Origin of the sequence: Streptomyces gilvus, assembly GCF_022513565.1 — a bacterium.
GTDB classification, from domain to species: domain Bacteria; phylum Actinomycetota; class Actinomycetes; order Streptomycetales; family Streptomycetaceae; genus Streptomyces; species Streptomyces gilvus.
Genome location: NZ_JAKWBE010000018.1, coordinates 39,727 through 56,898, shown reverse-complemented (window position 1 = coordinate 56,898; position 17,172 = coordinate 39,727). Strand labels below are relative to the sequence as shown.

General features: G+C 72.4%; 14 protein-coding genes and 1 pseudogene. 6 read left to right on the top strand and 9 right to left on the bottom strand.

Annotated features, from left to right (window positions below; genetic code table 11):
* Positions 1–39 precede the first annotated feature (39 nt).
* Positions 40–708, bottom strand: a complete 669-nt coding sequence (locus MKW14_RS25795) for a LuxR C-terminal-related transcriptional regulator (protein ID WP_240865784.1) — start codon at positions 706–708, stop codon at positions 40–42.
* A 105-nt stretch (positions 709–813) separates the two neighbouring features.
* A complete protein-coding gene (locus MKW14_RS25790) occupies positions 814–2,793 on the bottom strand; it encodes a protein kinase domain-containing protein (protein ID WP_240865782.1) in 1,980 nt (659 codons plus the stop codon).
* A 209-nt stretch (positions 2,794–3,002) separates the two neighbouring features.
* On the opposite strand from MKW14_RS25790, the gene MKW14_RS25785 reads away from it, so the two are divergent.
* Complete coding sequence (locus MKW14_RS25785) at positions 3,003–3,503, top strand: hypothetical protein (protein ID WP_240865780.1); 501 nt, start codon at positions 3,003–3,005, stop codon at positions 3,501–3,503.
* 4 nt (positions 3,504–3,507) lie between these two features.
* Here MKW14_RS25785 and MKW14_RS25780 read toward each other — a convergent pair.
* The 5 genes and pseudogenes from MKW14_RS25780 to MKW14_RS25760 form a co-directional block, all read right to left on the bottom strand.
* A pseudogene (locus MKW14_RS25780) lies at positions 3,508–4,544 on the bottom strand (ABC transporter ATP-binding protein).
* On the bottom strand, positions 4,541–5,584 hold the full coding sequence (locus MKW14_RS25775) for an ABC transporter ATP-binding protein (RefSeq protein WP_240865777.1): 1,044 nt from the start codon (positions 5,582–5,584) through the stop codon (positions 4,541–4,543). Before MKW14_RS25775 ends, MKW14_RS25780 begins: the two are co-directional and overlap by 4 nt.
* Complete coding sequence (locus tag MKW14_RS25770) at positions 5,577–6,500, bottom strand: ABC transporter permease (protein ID WP_240865774.1); 924 nt, start codon at positions 6,498–6,500, stop codon at positions 5,577–5,579. Before MKW14_RS25770 ends, MKW14_RS25775 begins: the two co-directional genes overlap by 8 nt.
* Positions 6,500–6,799, bottom strand: a complete 300-nt coding sequence (locus MKW14_RS25765; RefSeq protein ID WP_374116598.1) for an ABC transporter permease subunit — start codon at positions 6,797–6,799, stop codon at positions 6,500–6,502. The genes MKW14_RS25770 and MKW14_RS25765 overlap by 1 nt, the downstream gene beginning before the upstream one ends.
* A 102-nt stretch (positions 6,800–6,901) precedes the next feature.
* Complete coding sequence (locus tag MKW14_RS25760) at positions 6,902–8,074, bottom strand: acyl-CoA dehydrogenase family protein (RefSeq protein ID WP_240865772.1); 1,173 nt, start codon at positions 8,072–8,074, stop codon at positions 6,902–6,904.
* Positions 8,075–8,442: 368 nt separating this feature from the next.
* Here MKW14_RS25760 and MKW14_RS25755 point away from each other — a divergent pair, with 368 nt between their 5' ends.
* The 3 genes from MKW14_RS25755 to MKW14_RS25745 all read left to right on the top strand — a co-directional run bounded on the left by MKW14_RS25755 (position 8,443) and on the right by MKW14_RS25745 (position 12,100).
* Positions 8,443–9,552: a GNAT family N-acetyltransferase gene (locus MKW14_RS25755; RefSeq protein WP_240865768.1), complete on the top strand. Its 1,110-nt coding sequence runs from the start codon at positions 8,443–8,445 to the stop codon at positions 9,550–9,552.
* A 467-nt stretch (positions 9,553–10,019) separates the two neighbouring features.
* On the top strand, positions 10,020–11,003 hold the full coding sequence (locus MKW14_RS25750) for a S1C family serine protease (protein ID WP_240865766.1): 984 nt from the start codon (positions 10,020–10,022) through the stop codon (positions 11,001–11,003).
* 110 nt (positions 11,004–11,113) lie between these two features.
* On the top strand, positions 11,114–12,100 hold the full coding sequence (locus MKW14_RS25745; RefSeq protein WP_240865763.1) for an alpha/beta hydrolase: 987 nt from the start codon (positions 11,114–11,116) through the stop codon (positions 12,098–12,100).
* 7 nt (positions 12,101–12,107) lie between these two features.
* On the opposite strand, the gene MKW14_RS25740 is transcribed toward MKW14_RS25745, so the two are convergent.
* Positions 12,108–13,946 carry a glycoside hydrolase family 15 protein gene (locus tag MKW14_RS25740; RefSeq protein WP_240865761.1) on the bottom strand — a complete coding sequence of 613 codons (1,839 nt, stop codon included), beginning with the start codon at positions 13,944–13,946 and terminating at the stop codon, positions 12,108–12,110.
* A gap of 294 nt (positions 13,947–14,240) precedes the next feature.
* On the opposite strand from MKW14_RS25740, the gene MKW14_RS25730 reads away from it, so the two are divergent.
* Both MKW14_RS25730 and MKW14_RS25725 read left to right on the top strand, forming a co-directional pair.
* Complete coding sequence (locus MKW14_RS25730; protein WP_240865760.1) at positions 14,241–15,122, top strand: SIS domain-containing protein; 882 nt, start codon at positions 14,241–14,243, stop codon at positions 15,120–15,122.
* 20 nt (positions 15,123–15,142) lie between these two features.
* Positions 15,143–15,991, top strand: a complete 849-nt coding sequence (locus MKW14_RS25725; protein ID WP_240865758.1) for a class II fructose-bisphosphate aldolase — start codon at positions 15,143–15,145, stop codon at positions 15,989–15,991.
* Here MKW14_RS25725 and MKW14_RS25720 read toward each other — a convergent pair whose 3' ends face one another.
* A complete protein-coding gene (locus MKW14_RS25720; RefSeq protein WP_240865756.1) occupies positions 15,992–17,137 on the bottom strand; it encodes a methyltransferase in 1,146 nt (381 codons plus the stop codon). It lies immediately after the preceding gene.
* Positions 17,138–17,172 lie beyond the last annotated feature (35 nt).

Sequence of the window (17,172 nt, the reverse complement as noted above, 5' to 3'; positions counted from 1 at the left end):
TGCGCCGGCTGTCGCGGCGAGGTCGTTCGTCGGGGTTGCTCAGGCCGCCGGGTGCACCAGGCCGGACTCGTAGGCGAAGACGACCGCCTGCACCCGGGCCCGGGCGCCGATCTTGGCGAGGATGTGGCTGACGTGCGACTTGACGGTGGTCGGCGCGATGCACAGACGCTCGCCGATCTCGGCGTTGGACCAGCCGGAGGCCACCGCGGTGAGGATGTCGCGCTCGCGCTCGGTCAGCGCGTGCAGCTCCGTCTCCCGGGTGAGCCGGCGGACGGGCTGCTGCCGGACCGTGTCGATGAGCGCCCGGGTCAGGCCCGGGGTGATGACGGCGTCGCCGGCGGCCACCACCCGCACGGCGGCGGCCAGTTCCTCCGGCGTCGCGTCCTGCAGGAGGAAGCCTCCCGCCCCGGCGCGCAGGGCGGCGTAGGAATGCGCCTCGCAGCCGGCCGGGACGAGGACCAGGACGCGCGGCCGGCGTTCGCCGGACAGGGTCGGCCCGGTGATCCGGCGGATGGCGTCGAGACCCTCAGCGACGGCGACCCGGCTGCCCATGACCACGACGTCCGGCTGGAGTTCGGTGCTCATACGGGCCGCGTCGAGCGGGCTCGCCGTCTCGCCGACGACGGTGAGATCGGGCTCGGCCGCGAGGAGCATCCGAAGGCCGAGGCGCTGCAGGGTCTGGTCATGGACGACGAGTACGGAGGTCATGGCGTGCTTCTCCTCTGAACGAAACGGTTTCGTTCACGTGGAAGTCAGCATAGTCCCGTCCTTATCGAAACGGCTACGTCTCGATTGTGGTTTGGATCACGCCGCTCAGTCGGTTTCGCGCAGAGCGGTCCACGTGTCATGGGCCACCACGCCGTCGACGGACAGTCCCTTGTCGCTCTGGAAGCGCTCGACGGCGGACTCGGTGCCGGCGCCGAACTCACCGTCCACGCCGGAACTCCCGATGTCGTAACCGCGCTTGGTCAGCATGCACTGCACCTGCAGGACCTTCTTCCCGCTGTCGCCCTCGCCGGTGCGGCCGTTGCCGTTGTAGTACGTGCAGTCGGAGTTCCAGGGCGCGCTCGCCGGCTCGGAGGTGCCGCCGCTCGCGGGCTCGGAGGTCGCGCCGCCCGCCGTAGGAACGGGGGCGGAGGCGGAGGGCGCCGCGGAAGGCTCGCCCGGACGGGCGTCGCCGGCCGTGTGGGAGGCGCCGGACGGGGTGGGGGATTCGGCGGTCCTGTCCGCCCCGCCGTCCACGCTCTTGCCGGACGCGGACCGCGCGTCCGCGGCTCTGGACGCCGAGGCGACGGCGCCGCCGGGCAGGGTGCCGACCAGCGACGTACCGGACCCCGGCGGGGCCGCGGACGCGGAGTGGTTCTGATCGCGGTCCAGGGCGAGGACGCCCGCGGCCGCCACACACAGCACGACACCGGCGGCGACGGCCAGCAACGGTTTGCGTACGGCCCTGGAGCGGGCCTTGCGCACAGCGGTCGGCTCCTCCGGAGACCCGGGTGGGGGCGGGGCGGTCTGTTCCGTGACGCGGCGGGGCGGCGGTGGAGCGGACTGTTCCGTTACGGACATGGGCGCGTGCGCGGGTGGGACGTTCTGCCCCGCGACGGGTCCGGGCGCGGGTGGGGCGGTGTGTTCTGCGACGCGGCCGGGCGGGGGAGGGGCGGACTGTTCCGTTACGGACATGGGCGCGTGCGTGGGTGGGACGTTCTGCCCCGCGACGGGCCCAGGCGCGTGCGCGGGCGCGGCCGTGTTCCCCGCCATGAGCCCGGGCGCCGGAGGGGCGGGTTCGTCCGTCGGTGGGGGGTCGGCCGACGTGCGTAAGCGGGACGCACTGTCGACGGGGAGGCGGCCCAGCGCCTCGTACGCACGCTGCCGGGCGAGCACCCTGCCCGCCAGTGGCTCGGGCCAGCCGGTCATTTCGGCGTGGGGCGCGGCCGCGTCGCTCAGCTCGCGTGGAGTGGGCCGCCGTTCCGGCTCCTTGGCCAAACAGGCCGACAGCAGCGCGGCCAGTTCCGGGTCCGCCGCCGCGACCTCCCCGAGCAGCTCGGCACTCGGTTCCTCGAAGGCGACCCGGTGCATGACGTCGACGCCGGTGCCGTCACCGAACGGGGCGTGTCCGGTGGCCGCGTACACCAGCGTCCCGGCGAGGGAGAACACGTCCGAGGCGGTGTCGCAGGTGCCCGTGCGCAGATGCTCGGGCGACATGTAGGCCGGTGTGCCCACCCGGTTGCCGGTACCGGTGAGGGCGCTCGCGTCGACGGCCTTCGACAGACCGAAGTCGATCACATGGGCGCCCCGGACGGACAGCAGCACATTGGACGGTTTCAGGTCCCGGTGCACGATCCCGGCCGTGGAGAGGTCGGCGAGCGCCTGCCCCAGCTCCGCCACCAGCCGCCACACCGCGCCCGACGCCAGGGCGCCGTCCTCGCGCACCGCGTCCGCGAGGTCCAGGCCCGGCAGGTACTCGGTGGCCATCCACAGCAGTTCGTCCGCGAAACCCGTGCCGCACAGCCGCGGCGTGCGCGGCGTGCGGACCAGGTCGTGCACCGACGCCTCGCGCTCGAAGCGGCGCCGGAAGCCCGGATCGTCCGCGTACTCCGGCCTGATCACCTTCACCGCGACGAGCTCGGGCCCGCCGTCTTCGGCGCGGGCGAGATAGACCCGCCCCATGCCGCCGCTGCCGAGCAACGCCAGCGGAACGTACGGGCCGATGCGGCGCGGGTCGCCCCGGTGCAAGGGCGCGGCGCCGGTCCGCCGCAGTACGGACGCCTCGTCCGGCGCCGAGTCCGGTGGCACCGGCCGGTGTTCTGACACGAGTCCCCCGAAGTGATGTTCGCCGTATGCCTGTTCGCCTCTGAAGGGAAGACGAGGCTAACGCAGCATCGGCCCGAAGACAGAGTTTCGATCACTTCCGTCACACGAGTCGCTGCGCATGGTGAACAGTCGCCGGTCTTGATCCGTACCCCCGGGCGGAACAGCCCGGGCACGCGGATACGGAGAACCACGTGGTACTGCAGTCACCGCAACGACGCACAGGACGCATTCCGCCCACCGCCCGTCTGGTGCGCGGCGCCACCCTGGCCGGCAGCCTGGCCCTGCTGCCCCTGGCCGCGGCCTGCACCGGCGAGGGGGACGACGGGGCGGAGCGAAGCAGGACCGCGGTGACGGCCGCCCCCGAGGCCGGGGTCGTGGCGCCGGCGAAGGTGGAGGTGATCGCCGGGCTGATCGGCTGCGCCAAGCCCAGGATCCGGGTCGACGCGGAGGAGCTGCGGCAGGGCGTGTGCCACACCAAGCAGGCCGACCGCGTCATCACCACGTTCCCCGAGGAGAAGTACAAGCTGGCCTGGCTGGACGCCGCCGGCGGCTACGGCGGCAAGCATCTGGTCGGCACCCGGTGGGTGGTCAGCGCCAAGCCGGAGCTGCTGGAGGGCTTCCGCAGCAAGCTCGGCGGCGAGATCCAGGAGCTCCCCGGCTTCGGCCCGCGGGCGGAACCCACCGACAGGTGACGCCTCAGCCGGCCAGGGGGTAGTGACAGGCGACGAGGCGGCCGGAAGCGGTGGCGGTGAGCGCGGGACGTTCCCGGGTGCAGAGGTCGCGGGCGTGGGCGCAGCGCGTACGGAACGGGCAACCGGTCGGTTTGTCCGCGGGGTCGGGGACCTCGCCGCTGAGGACGACGCGTTCCCGCCGTGACGTCCGCGCCGTGGCGGTGCCGTCGTCGATGTCCGGGACCGCCGACAGCAGAGCCTCGGTGTACGGGTGCGCGGGGGCGCCGAACAGCGCCTCGGTTCCGCCGAGTTCGACGATCTCACCGAGGTACATCACGGCGATGCGGTCGGAGACGTGCCGGACCACACCGAGGTCGTGGGCGACGAACACGTAGGTGAGAGCGAACCGCTCCTGGAGGTCGGCGAAGAGGTTGAGCACCTGGGCCTGGATCGACACGTCCAGAGCGGACACGGGTTCGTCGGCCACGATCAGCTTCGGTTCGGTGGCGAGCGCCCGCGCGATACCGATGCGTTGGCGCTGGCCGCCGGAGAACTCGTGCGGATAGCGGTCCCGGTGCGCCGACGACAGTCCCACCACGTCGAAGAGCTCCGCGACCCGGCGGCGGACCGCGGCCGCGTCGCCGTACCGGTGCACGAGCAGCGGCTCCGCCACGATGTCCCCGGCGCGGCGGCGGGGTTGAGGGAGGCCTGGGGGTCCTGGAAGACCAGCTGCATGCCCGGACGGAGGGGACGCAGCCGGCGCGCGGAGAGGCCGGTGATGTCCTTTCCGCCGAACTCGACCCGCCCGCCGGTCAGTTCGGTGAGCCGCACCAGGCAGCGGCCCAGCGTGGACTTGCCGCAGCCCGACTCGCCGACGACGCCGAGTGTTTCCCCGGTGCGCACCTCCAGGGACACGCCGTCCACGGCCCGCAGGACCCGTCGGCGCCGGGCGAGGCCGTCCGGGCGCAGGGTGTAGTGCTTGCTGACGTCCGTGGCACGCAGCAGGACCTCACCGCCCGGCGAAGGGGCCTGTCCCACCGTCACCACCTCCTGTGCCGTCACGACGCCGCCTCCGTGTCCGTGTCGTTCTCCTTCGCTGTCCTGGTCGTCAGGCGCAGCGCCGCGCGGCCGCCGGACGGCAACCAGCAGGCGTCCCGGTGCGCCGCGTCGCCGTCGCCCGCGGACAGCGCCGGCCGCTCCTCGCATCGCTCGTGCCGCAGCCGGCAGCGCGCCGCGAACGCGCAGCCCTCCGGGAGGCTGCCCGGCGTGACCGGCACGCCCGCGATCGTGGGCAGCCGCCGCAGCCGTGGGCCGTCGACGCGGGGCACCGAGTCCAGCAGCCCCCAGGTGTAGGGGTGCCGGGGGGCGTGGAACACCCCGCTGCGCGGGCCCTCCTCGGCGGCCCGCCCGCCGTACATCACCAGGACCCGGTCGGCGATCTGCGAGATCACCCCCATGTCGTGGGTGATCAGGACGACGGCCGAGCCGCCTTCGTTCAACTGCCGCATCAGGTCGAGGATCTGGGCCTGCACCGTGACGTCGAGGGCCGTCGTCGGTTCGTCGGCGATCAGCAGGGACGGGCCGCAGGACAGCGCCATCGCGATGACCGCCCGCTGGCGCATGCCGCCGGAGAACTCGTGCGGGTAGGCGTTCACCCGCGAGGCGGCGTCGGGAATGCCGACGTCGGACAACAGCTGGACGGCCCGGGCCTGCGCCTCTCGGCGGGAGACCGGTTCGTGCGCCCGGATCTGCTCGGCGATCTGCCAGCCCACGGTGTAGACGGGGGTCAGCGCGGTCATCGGGTCCTGGAAGACCATGGCGATCTCCCGGCCCCGTACCGCCCGCATCTCCTTGTCGGGCAGGGTCAGCAAGTCCCGTCCGCGGAAGAGCACTTCGCCCGACACGGTCACGTTCGGATTGGTCAGCAGCCGCAGCACGGCCAGCATCGACACGCTCTTGCCGGAGCCCGACTCGCCCACCACGCCCAGGATCTCGCCGGGTGCGACCGAGAAGGACAGGCCGTCCACGGCCGTCACCGCGCCCTGGCGGGTGCGGAAGGAGACCCGCAGGTCGCGTACGTCCAGCAGGGATTGGTCAGGCATGGCGGGCCCTCGGGTCGAGTCGGGCGTAGAGGATGTCGACGAGCGCGTTGGCGAGGACCACGAAGAACGCCGCGTACAGGACGGTCCCCATGATCACCGGCAGGTCCAGGTTCTGCAGGGCGTCGTAGGTGAGCTTGCCGATGCCCGGCAGGCCGAAGACGACCTCGGTCAGCAGGGCGGCGCCGCCGACGAGCGCGCCGAAGTCCAGGCCGAACAGCGACACGATCGGGATCAGGGAGCAGCGCAGGGCGTGCTGCAGCAGGATGCGCCGCTCGGACAGGCCCTTGGCGCGGGCGGTGCGCACATAGTCCTCGTTCAGCGCGGTGACGACCTCGCCGCGCAGGAGACGGGCGTAGATCCCTGCGTAGAGCAGCGCCAGGGTCAGCCACGGGAAGAGCATGTGCAGCGCCCACTGGCCGGGATCGCGGCCGATGCCGACGTATCCGGGTGGCGGCACCCAGGAGAAGAGCGCGGAGTGCAACTGCTTCTGGGTGACGAGGTTGACGACCTCGCCGAGCCAGTAGGCCGGCAGGGAGACGCCGACCACGCCGACGAGCATGATCAGCGGGTCGGCGGCCCTTCCGCGCAGGGTGGCCGCGGCCGTGCCCATGACGACGCCGGCCACCATCCAGATCAGGGCCGCGCCGACCACCAGCGACAGGGTCACCGGGGTCGCCTGCAGGATCTGCGGGATCACCCGGGAGCCGCGGTTGACGAAGGACTCCAGGTCCCGGTCGATCAGCAGGTGACGCATCATCAGCAGATAGCGCACGGGCATCGGCCGGTCGAGGCCGAAGGAGTGCCGCACCTGGGCGAGGGTGGCGGGGTCGGCGTTGCGGCCCGCGATACGGGCGGCCGGGTCGACACCCGGGGTGGCGAAGAAGATCAGGAACACCAGCACACTGATGGCGAACATCACCAGCAGGGCGCGCCCGGGTCGAGCGCGTCGCGGACCCCGTCGCCCAGGACGTTGAGCGCGGCCGTGGTCAGGGCGATGAGCAGGCCCGGCGCGATGGTCACCGCGGGGCGCGTGTACAGCAGTCCGAGGCCGTCCTCGATGATCGTGCCCCAACTGGCGTCGGGCGGCTGGACGCCGACCGACAGGAACGACAGGAACGACAGGGCCGACTCGGTGAGCATGGCCAGCGCGGTCATCAGCGGGACGAAGACGATCGTCGTCGGCAGGACGTTCGGCAGCACCTCCCGGCGCAGGATGCGCGGGGTGGGGGCGCCCGAACCGACGGCGGCGTGGATGAACTCCTGGCTCGCAGCGGTCAGGTGCTCACCGTCCCGGTCGAGGTACCGGCGCCGTAGGACTCACAGGAACGGCGTCCCCGCGTCCAGCCCCGACAGGACCCGTCCGTACAGCTCCAGGTTGGTGGCGGGATTGACGAAGGAGTGCAGATTCAGGGCCTGCACATCGCGTACCGCCCGCTGGATCGGCGCCTCGCGGCGCAGCGAGGAGGCGCCGGACGCGGAGGCGACGATGTCCACGGCCTCCTTGCACAGCCGGGCCGCATAGCCGCTCTGCGCCCGGATCCTGGCCCGCTCCGCCACGTCGAACGGCCCGCCCGCCTCGATGCGGGCCAGGAAGTCGCCCGTCAGCGACTCGGCGCAGGAGAGCTTCATCGCCGCCTCGGCCGCCTGCAGATGCGTGACCGTCGCCTCGTTCTGCCGCTGGTGGAAGGTGTACGTGATGCCCCGCCGGTGGATCCGCTCGGTGAACCCCTCCAGCGCCGCCCGCGCCAGACCGAGAGCCGCCGGCGCCGTCCAGGCGCAGAACATCAGCAGCACCGGAATCCGGTAGAAGGGGTCGTCGGCGTTGGTCTTGGAGGGGAACTTGCCCGCCAGCATCGGCCCGACGGGCAGCACCCGGTGGGCCGGGACGAACACGTCACGGGCGACGACGCTGTCGCTGCCACTGCCCGCCAGCCCCGAGACGTACCAGTCGTCGAGGATCTCCAGCTCGGCCATGGGCACGGCGGCCCACAGCACCTCGGGCGGTCCCTCGGCGCTCTCCACCCGCGCCGTCAGCAGATGCCAGTCGGCGTGCCGACAGCCGGTCGCGAAGCCCGAGGTCCCGCTCACGACGTAGCCGCCGTCGGTGGCGACCGCCACCGCGTCCGGGATGAGGGTGCCGCCGACCCGTACGTCGGGACCGGTGAAGATCGCGTCCTGCGCCTCGTCGGGGAAGAGCGCCGCGATGAAGGCGCAGCCCGCCTGGATCAGCGCCGCGAACGCGGTGGATCCGCAGGCCGCGGCGATTTCGGCCAAAGTGTCGACCTGGACGCGCGGCCGGGTCTGGTAACCGCCGTAGCGCCGGGGAACGTTCATCCGGTAGACCCCGGCGTCCGTCAGGGCGGCGACGACCTCGTCGGGCACCCTGCGTTCCTGCTCCGTACACAGTGCCCGCTCACCGATGAAGGGGCGGAGCGCGCGGACGCGCTCGACGAGGCCGGTGTCGGTGCGGGGCGCTGACGAGGGAGCCATGGCGGACCTCCGGGCACGACGGGCCCTCACCGTGACGCGGAACCCACCAGGTGTCAACGGCGCCCGGCCGCGGTCGCCTGTGAAATGGCCACCGGCATCTTCCGTAGCGGTGGGCGGTCTTGACAACATGCGTACTGTTTCGCGACGTTTGATCCTCGCCGGGTGGTCCGAAACGTGGCGGTCAATCACGGAACGACCGTGTACACGGCGTGGAATCGGCTGATACTCAAAGAAGTACGACGCGGACAGCGCGTCACGGGGGGAGCGGTCGCCGATGCGATCCAGGAACAGCAGTCCACACGCCCTTCCGGCCCGCGCCACGGCCGGCACGTTCCGCACGGAACCCGTGGAAGGGCGGTTGATCTGACGTGGATGTCACGGTCCACAGAGTCGACGAGCTGAACGCATCGCTCCGCGAGGCGTGGCACCGCGCGATGGACGAGTCACCCGAGTACTCCAACCCCTTCCTGGCCCCGGAGTTCACCCTCGGCATCGGCGGGCACCGCTCCGGCACCCGCGTCGCCGTCCTGCGCGAGAACGGCTCACCGGTCGGCTTCTTCCCCTACGAGCGCAACGCCCTCGGCGTGGGCAGGGCCATAGGCCTCGGCCTCTCCGACTGCCAGGCCCTCGTGCACCGCCCCGGCGTCACCTGGAACGCCCAGGACCTGCTGAAGGCCTGCGGGCTGTCCATCTTCGAGTTCGATCATCTCGTCGCCGAGCAGAAACCCTTCGCCCGACATGCCACGGGGACCTTCGCCTCCCCGGTGGTCGACCTCAAGCCCGACCCCAGCGGCTATGCGCAGTGGCTGCGCGGCGCCTACCCGGGGCACGCCAAGACGACCCTGAAGAAGGAGCGCCGGCTGGGCCGCGACGTGGGCGAGGTGCGGTTCGAGTTCGACGAGCGGGACCCGCGGATGCTGCGCAGGCTCATGCAGTGGAAGTCCGCCCAGTACCGCAGAACGGGGCGGATGGACCGGTTCGCCCGGCCGTGGATCGTCGATCTGGTCAACCATCTCTTCGAGGTCCGCGAGGAGCACTTCACCGGCGTCCTGTCCGTCCTCTACGCCGGCGACCGGCCGGTGGCCGCGCACTTCGGGCCGAGATCCCGCACGGTCCTCGCCGCCTGGTTCACGGCCTACGACCCCGAACTGCACCGGTACTCGCCGGGCCTGATGATGCACCTGCGCACCGCCGAGGCCGCCGCTCGCAACGGCGTGACGCTGATGGACCTGGGGCGCGGCGACAAGGAGTACAAGGACTGGCTCAAGACCCGCGAGCTGCGGGTGGCGGAAGGGTTCGCCAGCCGCCCCCACCCCGTCGCGGCCGCCCACCGGCTGTGGCGCCGCCCGGTGCGCGGCCTGCGCAACACGGTCAACGCCCACCCCGAGCTCCGCGCCCCCGCCGACCGACTCCTGCGAACGGCAGGCACCCTGCGCAGCCGAGCGGAGGCGGGCGCCAGAAGCCGTCGCACGAGCTGAACCGACAAGACTGAGGGCACCGCCAGCCCGCATGAGGGGGCCGCGGGTGCCGTCTGCGTGCGGGGAGGTCGGGGCGTGGTGTCGGGCCGCAGGGAAGCCGGGGGCGCTGTCTGGGGGCGGGGAGGTCGGGTCGTGGTGGCGGGCATGAGGGAGGCCGGGGCGCCATCTGGCGCGTGGGGAGGTCGGGGTGTGGTGTCGGACCGCAGGGAAGCAGGCGGTGCCGTCTGCGTGCGTGGAGGTCGGGGGGTGTGAGCGCACACGGAAGCCGGGCGCGGTGCCAGTCCGTAGGGGGCCGGGGTGTGTCTGCGCGCGGGGAGGTTGGGGCCGCCGTCGGGCCGACCGAAGCCGGGCGCGCGGGTGTCAGCCCGCAGCGAAGTCCGGGCCGCTCGCGATTGCAGGGGTGTAAGCATGTAATCCGGGCCCCTGGGCGCGTGGAGAAGCCCCGGGGCAGGCGGAAAGGTCGACTCGTGGCCGAGACACTCTCCGGGCCCGACCGCTCCCGTGCGGAGCAGGCCGCGCTCGACTCCTACTCCCGGATCGTCACCTCGGTCGCCGCCGAGCTCACCCCGAAGGTGGCGTCCCTCAGCGTCGCGCACCGCCGCGCCCGAGGCCGCTTCGTGGTCGGCACCGGCTCCGCCGTGGTCTTCACCGACGACGGCTTCCTGCTCACGAACGCCCACGTCGTCGGGCACTCCGACGCCGGTACGGCGTCCTTCGCCGACGGCACCACCACCCCCTTCCACGTCATCGGCGCCGACCCGCTGTCCGACCTCGCCGTGGTCCGCGCCGACGGACCCACCCCGGCCCCGGCCCGCCTCGGCGAGGCCGACGCGCTGCGGGTCGGCCAGCTGGTCGTGGCGGTCGGCAGCCCGCTCGGCCTGGCCGGCAGCGTCACCGCCGGAGTGGTCAGCGCCCTGGGCCGCTCCCTGCCGACCAGCGTCGGCACGGCGACGCGGGTCGTCGACAACGTCGTCCAGACCGACGCCACCCTGCACCCCGGCAGCTCGGGCGGGGCCCTGGCCACGGCGGACGGCAGTGTCGTCGGCATCAACACCGCCATCGCGGACGTCGGACTGGGCCTCGCCATCCCCGTGAACGACACCAGCCGCAAGATCATCGCGGCGCTGCTCTCCACCGGCCGCTTCCGCCGCGCCTACCTCGGCGTCGCCGGCACCCCCGCCCCGCTCCCGCCCACGCTCCGGGCCCGTACGGGCGTCGGCACCGGTCTGCGTGTCGTCGAGGTCGTCCCCGCCTCCCCGGCCGCCCGCGCCGGCCTGCGCACCGGCGACCTGCTGATCACCGCCCAGGGCGAACCCGTCAGCAGCGCCCAGGCCCTGCAGCGCCTGATGCTGGAGGACGCCATAGGCCGCCCGCTGGCCCTGACCGCACTGCGCGGCGAGGCCCTGGTGGACGTCATCGCCACGCCCGTCGAACTCGTCGCGGACGACTGAGCCCGCTCCTCGTCCCGCTGTTGCCGAAACGGCAACAAGTGTCGTGTGGGCCGCGCCGTCCGCCGCATGATCGGCAGTGGCCACCGCAGGCAAACACCCCGGGAGGAACAGTGTCGAACCCCCACGCCGTCACCGACCGCACCCACCGCCTGGTGTCCTCGCCGGCGGGCCGCACCCACCTCGTGGAGCAGGGCGGCGGGCCCCTGGTCCTGCTCGTGCACGGCTTCCCGGAGTCCTGGTACTCCTGGCGCCACCAGCTGCCCGCCCTGGCCGCGGCCGGGTACCGTGCCGCGGCGATCGACGTCCGTGGTTACGGCCGCTCGTCCAAACCGGACGCGGTGACCTCGTACCGGATGCTCGACCTGGTCGCGGACAACGTGGCCGTGGTCGAGGCCCTGGGGGAGCGGTCCGCGGTGATCGTCGGGCACGACTGGGGCGCCACGATCGCCGCCATGTCGGCGCTGCTCAGGCCCGACGTCTTCCGCGCCGTGGGCCTGCTGAGCGTGCCCTACACACCGCCCGGCGGCCCCCGGCCGAGCGAGGTCTTCGCGGGGATGGGCGGCGAGGAGGAGTTCTACGTCTCGTACTTCCATGAGCCCGGCCGCGCTGAGGCCGAGATCGAGCCGGACGTCCGCGGCTGGCTCGCCGGGTTCTACGCCGCCCTGTCCGCCGACACCATGCCGGCGCCCGGCGCTCCCGACCCGCACTTCGTCACCCGGGCCGGGACACTGCGCGAGCGCTTCCCGGCCGGCCGGCTCCCGGCCTGGCTCGGCGAGGACGAACTCGACGTCTTCGCCGGGGAGTTCGAGCGGACCGGACTGACCGGGGCACTCAACCGCTACCGGAACATGGACCGCGACTGGGAGGACCTGGCCGCCCACCACGGCGCCCCGCTCAAGCAGCCCGCCCTCTTCGCCGGCGGCGCCCTCGACGCCTCCACGACCTGGCTGGCGGACGCGATCGAGGCGTACCCGACCACCCTTCCCGGACTCACCTCCTGCCGCATCCTCGACGGCTGCGGCCACTTCATCCAGCAGGAACGCCCCGAGGAGACCAACCACCTGCTGACCGACTGGCTCGGCTCTCTCGACACATGACGACACGTCAGCCGAGGGCCTTGTCCAGATTGAACGCGGCGCTGATCAGGGCGAGATGGGTGAACGCCTGCGGGAAGTTGCCCTGTTGCTCACCGGTGTGGCTGATCTCCTCCGCGTACAGACCGAGATGGTTGGCGTACGTCAGCATCTTCTCGAAGGCCAGGCGGGCCTCGTCGATGCGGCCGGCGTGGACCATGGCCTCGACGTACCAGAAGGAGCAGATGGAGAAGGTGCCCTCGTCACCGCGCAGTCCGTCGGGGCTGGCCGTCGGGTCGTAGCGGTAGACGAGGGAGTCGGACACCAGCTCGTTGGTCAGCGCGTCCAGCGTGGACAGCCACTTGGGGTCGGTCGGGGCGATGAACTTCGTCAGCGGCATCATCAGGACGGCCGCGTCCAGGACGTCGTCGTCCTCGTGCTGGACGAAGGCCTGACGGGCCTCGGACCAGCCGTGGGTCATGATCCGCCGGTAGATGGCGTCCCGGGACTCGCGCCAGCGCGGCAGATCGGCGGGCAGCCCACGCCGGTTGGCCATGCGGATGGCCCGCTCGATCGCCACCCAGCACATCAGCCGTGAGTACAGGAAGTTCTTGCGTCCGCCGCGCGTCTCCCAGATCCCCTCGTCGGGCTGGTTCCAGTGCTCGCACACCCACTCCACCAGCGCGCACACGTCGTCCCACTGGTCGCTGGAGATCGGCTTGGCCCACTTGTCGTAGAGGTAGATCGAGTCGATGAGGGCGCCGTGGATGTCGAGCTGGAGCTGGTCGGCCGCCGCGTTGCCGACCCGTACCGGAGCGGAGCCGTGGTGGCCCTCGAAGTGGTCGAGTTCGCGTTCGGTGAGGTCGGTGCGGCCGTCGATGCCGTACATGATCTGCAGCGGGGCGGAGTGCCCGTCGGTCGACGGACTGACGTGCTGGGTCAGGAACTTCATGAACGCCTCGGCCTCGTCGGTGAACCCGAGGCGCAGCAGCGCGTACACGCAGAAGGCGGCGTCGCGCACCCACACGTACCGGTAGTCCCAGTTGCGTTCGCCGCCCAGCTGCTCGGGCAGGCTCGTCGTCGGCGCGGCGACGATCGCGCCGGTGGGCGCGTAGGTGAGCAGCTTCAGGGTGAGGGCGGAGCGGTGCACCATCTCCCGCCAGCGGCCCCGGTACTTGGAGGCGGACAGCCAGCGGCGCCAGTACGCCACGGTCGTGCCGAACTGCTCCTCCGCCTCCAGCTTCGCGCACCGGCGGGGCTCCAGGTCACCGCCGACCTGGTCCAGCGCGAACACCGCCGTCTCTCCCTCCGACAGCTTGAAGTCCGCCCGTGCGTCCAGCCCTTCGGCAGCGAGCGGCACCGTCGCGGTCAGGGCGAGGGAGAGCCCGTCGGAGGCGAAGACCGCGGCCTCGCCGGACATGCGCACGGTGTGCGGCCGGGTGCCGTAGTCGAAGCGCGGGGCGACCCGGGTGCGGAACGGGATGGAGCCGCGCACGCACACCACCCGCCGGATCAGCCGATGCCGCTCGGCCTCCACCTTCCCGCCGTTCACGGGCATGAAGTCCTGCACCTCGCCGACGCCGTCCTCGGTGAAGAACCGGGTGATCAGCACGTTGGTGTCGGGGAAGTAGAACTGCTTCGTCTTGGCCGGCACGGTGGCGGCGAGCTCAAAGCACCCGCCGCGGTCGGCGTCCAGGATCGAGGCGAAGACGCTGGGCGCGTCGAAGGCGGGGCAGCAGTACCAGTCGATGGTGCCGTCGGTCCCGACGAGGGCCACGGTGCGCAGATCGCCGATCAGACCGTGCTCGGCGATCGGGAGATAGCGCGGGCCTGCCCCGGGGACGTCCTGGTCGATCACTCGTGCGCCCATCGTGGCCTCCCTGCCCCGGACACGGATCCCGCCCTCAGCCTAGGCGGAATCGACGCCGTGAGCGCGGGGATCTCGGGGAGAGAGCGCTCCGGGCCAGACGGTCACGCCGACCGCCTCGGTCCCGCAGATCCGCGCGAACGCCCGCCGGCCCGGCTCGCCGGAGTCGGCGGCGACGATCACCCGCGCGGCACGCTCGCACACCCGCCCGCAAGCGACATCGTGCCGAATGCTTGATTGTGCTCGAAAGTTGGCTATATCTTGCAAGAACAATCACGAGCAGGGGAGGGCTCCGGCATGACCCATGTCGAGGACGAGCTGACCAGCCAGCCCGCATGCTGGGCGCGCGCCGCCGCCGAAGCGCACCGGCACGGCGGGGCGCTCCCGGCGCCGGGCGAGCGGGTCGCGATCGTCGGCTGCGGCACCTCGTACTTCATGGCGCAGTCGGCCGCGGCCCTGCGCGAGGGCGCGGGCCAGGGCGAGACGGACGCCTACGCCGCCTCGGAGTTCCCGCCAGGACGCGCCTACGACCGCGTCCTGGCCCTGACCCGCTCCGGCACCACCACCGAAGTCCTGCACCTGCTGGCCGAGTTGAAGGGCCGCACGCGGACGACGGCCATCACCGCCGATCCCGGCACCCCGGTCATGACGGTCGCCGACGAGGTCGTCGTGCTCGACTTCGCCGACGAACGCTCGGTCGTGCAGACCCGGTTCGCCACCACCGCCCTCACCCTCCTCCGCGCCCACCTCGGCCTGCACACGGACACCGTGGTCGCCGACGCCCGCACCGCGCTCACGGCTCCGCTGCCCGAAGGGCTCGTCGAGTGCACGCAGTTCACCTTCCTCGGCCGGGGCTGGACGGTGGGACTGGCGAACGAGGCCGGACTTAAGATGCGCGAGGCATCCCTCGCCTGGACCGAGGCCTACCCCGCGATGGAGTACCGCCACGGCCCCATCAGCATCACCACCCGCGGCACCGCGACCTGGATGCTGGGCGAGGCCCCCGACGGGCTCGCCGAACAGGTGCGGCGCACGGGCGGGTTGTGGGTGGCGGGCGACCTCGAGCCGCTGGCCGAACTGGTCCGCGCCCAGCGCCTCGCCGTCGCCGTCGCCGCCGCGCGCGGCCTCGACCCGGACCGGCCCCGCCATCTCACCCGCTCGGTGATCCTCGCGCCCTGACGACCCGAAAGGCAGCAGCCGTGCCCCTCGCCACCACCGGTGAACTCGCCGCCCGGGCCGCAGCGGCGCACTCCGCCGTCCCCTCCTTCAACATCATCACGCTGGAGCACGTCGAGGCCGTCATCGCCGGCGCCGAGGCCGCCGACGCACCGGTCGTCCTCCAGGTCAGCGAGAACGCCGTCAAGTTCCGCTACGGCCGCCTGCTGCCGCTGGCCCGGGCCGCCGCCGCAGCCGCCGAACGCGCCGCCGTCCCCGTCGCGTTGCACCTCGATCACGTCCAGAGCGACGACCTGCTGCGCCAGGCGCCCGGCGCCGGTTTCAGCTCGGTCATGTACGACGCGGCCCGGCTGCCCTACGAGGAGAACCTCGCCGCGACCCGCGCGGCCGCCGACTGGGCGCACGCCCAAGGCCTGTGGATCGAGGCCGAGTTGGGCCAGATCGGCGGGAAGAACGGCCGGCCCCCGCTGGACGCCCATGCCCCCGGCGCGCGTACCGACCCCTACCAGGCCCTCGCCTTCGTGGCCGACTCCGGGGTCGACGCGCTCGCCGTCGCCATCGGCAGCAGCCACGCCATGACCACCCGCACCGCCACCCTCGACCACACCCTGCTCAAGCGCCTGTCCGCCGTGCTCGACGTCCCGCTCGTCCTGCACGGCTCCTCCGGTGTCCCCGACGACGAACTCGCCCGAGCGGTCGCCGGCGGCATCGCCAAGGTCAACGTCGGCACCGCGCTCAACATCGCCATGACGGCCGCCATCCGGGAGTTCCTCGCCGCCCACCCCGAGGCGGTCGACTCGCGCAAGTACCTCAGCGTGGGCCGTGAGGCGATGGTGCGCACGGTCACGGACATCGTCCGCACCCTCGCCTGACTACCGCTTGACCGCCTTGAGCACCACGAACTTCGGGTCACTGGCGACCAGTTGACTGTTGCCGAACAGCCGGCGCAGCTTCAGGTGGTACCCCAGATGCCGGTTGCCGACCACCCACAGCTCACCACCGGGCCGCAGCACCCGCTGCGCCCCGGTGAACATCCGCCACGCCGTCGCGTCGGTCGTCGCCTGGTGCGAGTGGAACGGCGGATTGTTCAGCACCAGGTCCGCGCTCCCGGCCGGCATACCGGCCAGCCCGTCCCCGACCCGGAACTCGGCGCGTCCCGCCACCCCGCTCGCCCGGTACGTCGCCTCCGCCGAGGCCACCGCCTGGAACGACTCGTCCACGAACAGCACCTCGGCGTCCGGGTCGGCGGCCGCCACCGCCGTCCCGACGACCCCGTTCCCGCAGCCCAGGTCCACCACCCGCCGGCCGCCCCGGGCGCTGGGCAGATGCCCCAGGAAGAACCGCGTCCCGACGTCCAGCCGGTCCGCGCAGAACACCCCCGCGTGATTGACCACCGTCCGCCCCGAGACCGGGCCGATGCCGTCCGGCAGCGCATAGCTGTACGGCCAGGGATTGCCCGGCCGCTCCAGCGTCGGATCCGGCGCGCAGAAGATCAGCCGCGCCTTCTTCTCCGCGAGTGAGGTGCGGGTCGGCCCGAGGATCCGCTCGAACAGCTGCAGCGTCGAGGTGTGGATCTCCTTCACCATCCCCGTACCGACGACCACCGTCCCCGCGTGCACGGCCGGCGCCAGCCGCAGCAGCTGGTCCTCCAGCAGCGCCAGGCTCTTCGGCACCCGCACCAGCAGCACGTCGATCCGCCCGGGCGGGGCGTCCTGCGTGGTCAGCAGCCGTGCGGCACCGGTCTCGACGCCGTTGCGGGCGAGATTCGCCCTGGTCGCCTCCTGCGCGAGGAAGGAGTCCGTGATCTGCACGGGCCGGTGCTCCGCCAGCGCGGTGACCAGCGCGCCCCACCGGTCCCCGACGACCACGACCGTGCCGTCCAGCGGTACGTTCTCCTGCGCGAGATGCCTCAGCAGATACTCGTCGGAGGCGTCCCAGGCACGCAGCCGGTCGCGCGGATCCTCGGGAAACCGGGCCAGCGCGAGCCCGCCCCACGGCGTCGTCATACGGTCGTTCATCGTGCGACCAGGCTAGCGGAGCCGCAGCTCAGGGC

Bases quoted from the DNA above. Each gene is read 5' to 3' on its own strand.
- MKW14_RS25795 (WP_240865784.1), bottom strand. From the start codon at position 708: ATGACCTCCGTACTCGTCGTCCATGACCAGACCCTGCAGCGCCTCGGC.
- MKW14_RS25775 (WP_240865777.1), bottom strand. From the start codon at position 5,584: ATGCCTGACCAATCCCTGCTGGACGTACGCGACCTGCGGGTCTCCTTC.
- MKW14_RS25770 (WP_240865774.1), bottom strand. From the start codon at position 6,500: ATGTTCGCCATCAGTGTGCTGGTGTTCCTGATCTTCTTCGCCACCCCG.
- MKW14_RS25760 (WP_240865772.1), bottom strand. From the start codon at position 8,074: ATGGCTCCCTCGTCAGCGCCCCGCACCGACACCGGCCTCGTCGAGCGC.
- MKW14_RS25740 (WP_240865761.1), bottom strand. From the start codon at position 13,946: ATGGGCGCACGAGTGATCGACCAGGACGTCCCCGGGGCAGGCCCGCGC.
- MKW14_RS25730 (WP_240865760.1), top strand. From the start codon at position 14,241: ATGACCCATGTCGAGGACGAGCTGACCAGCCAGCCCGCATGCTGGGCG.
- MKW14_RS25720 (WP_240865756.1), bottom strand. From the start codon at position 17,137: ATGAACGACCGTATGACGACGCCGTGGGGCGGGCTCGCGCTGGCCCGG.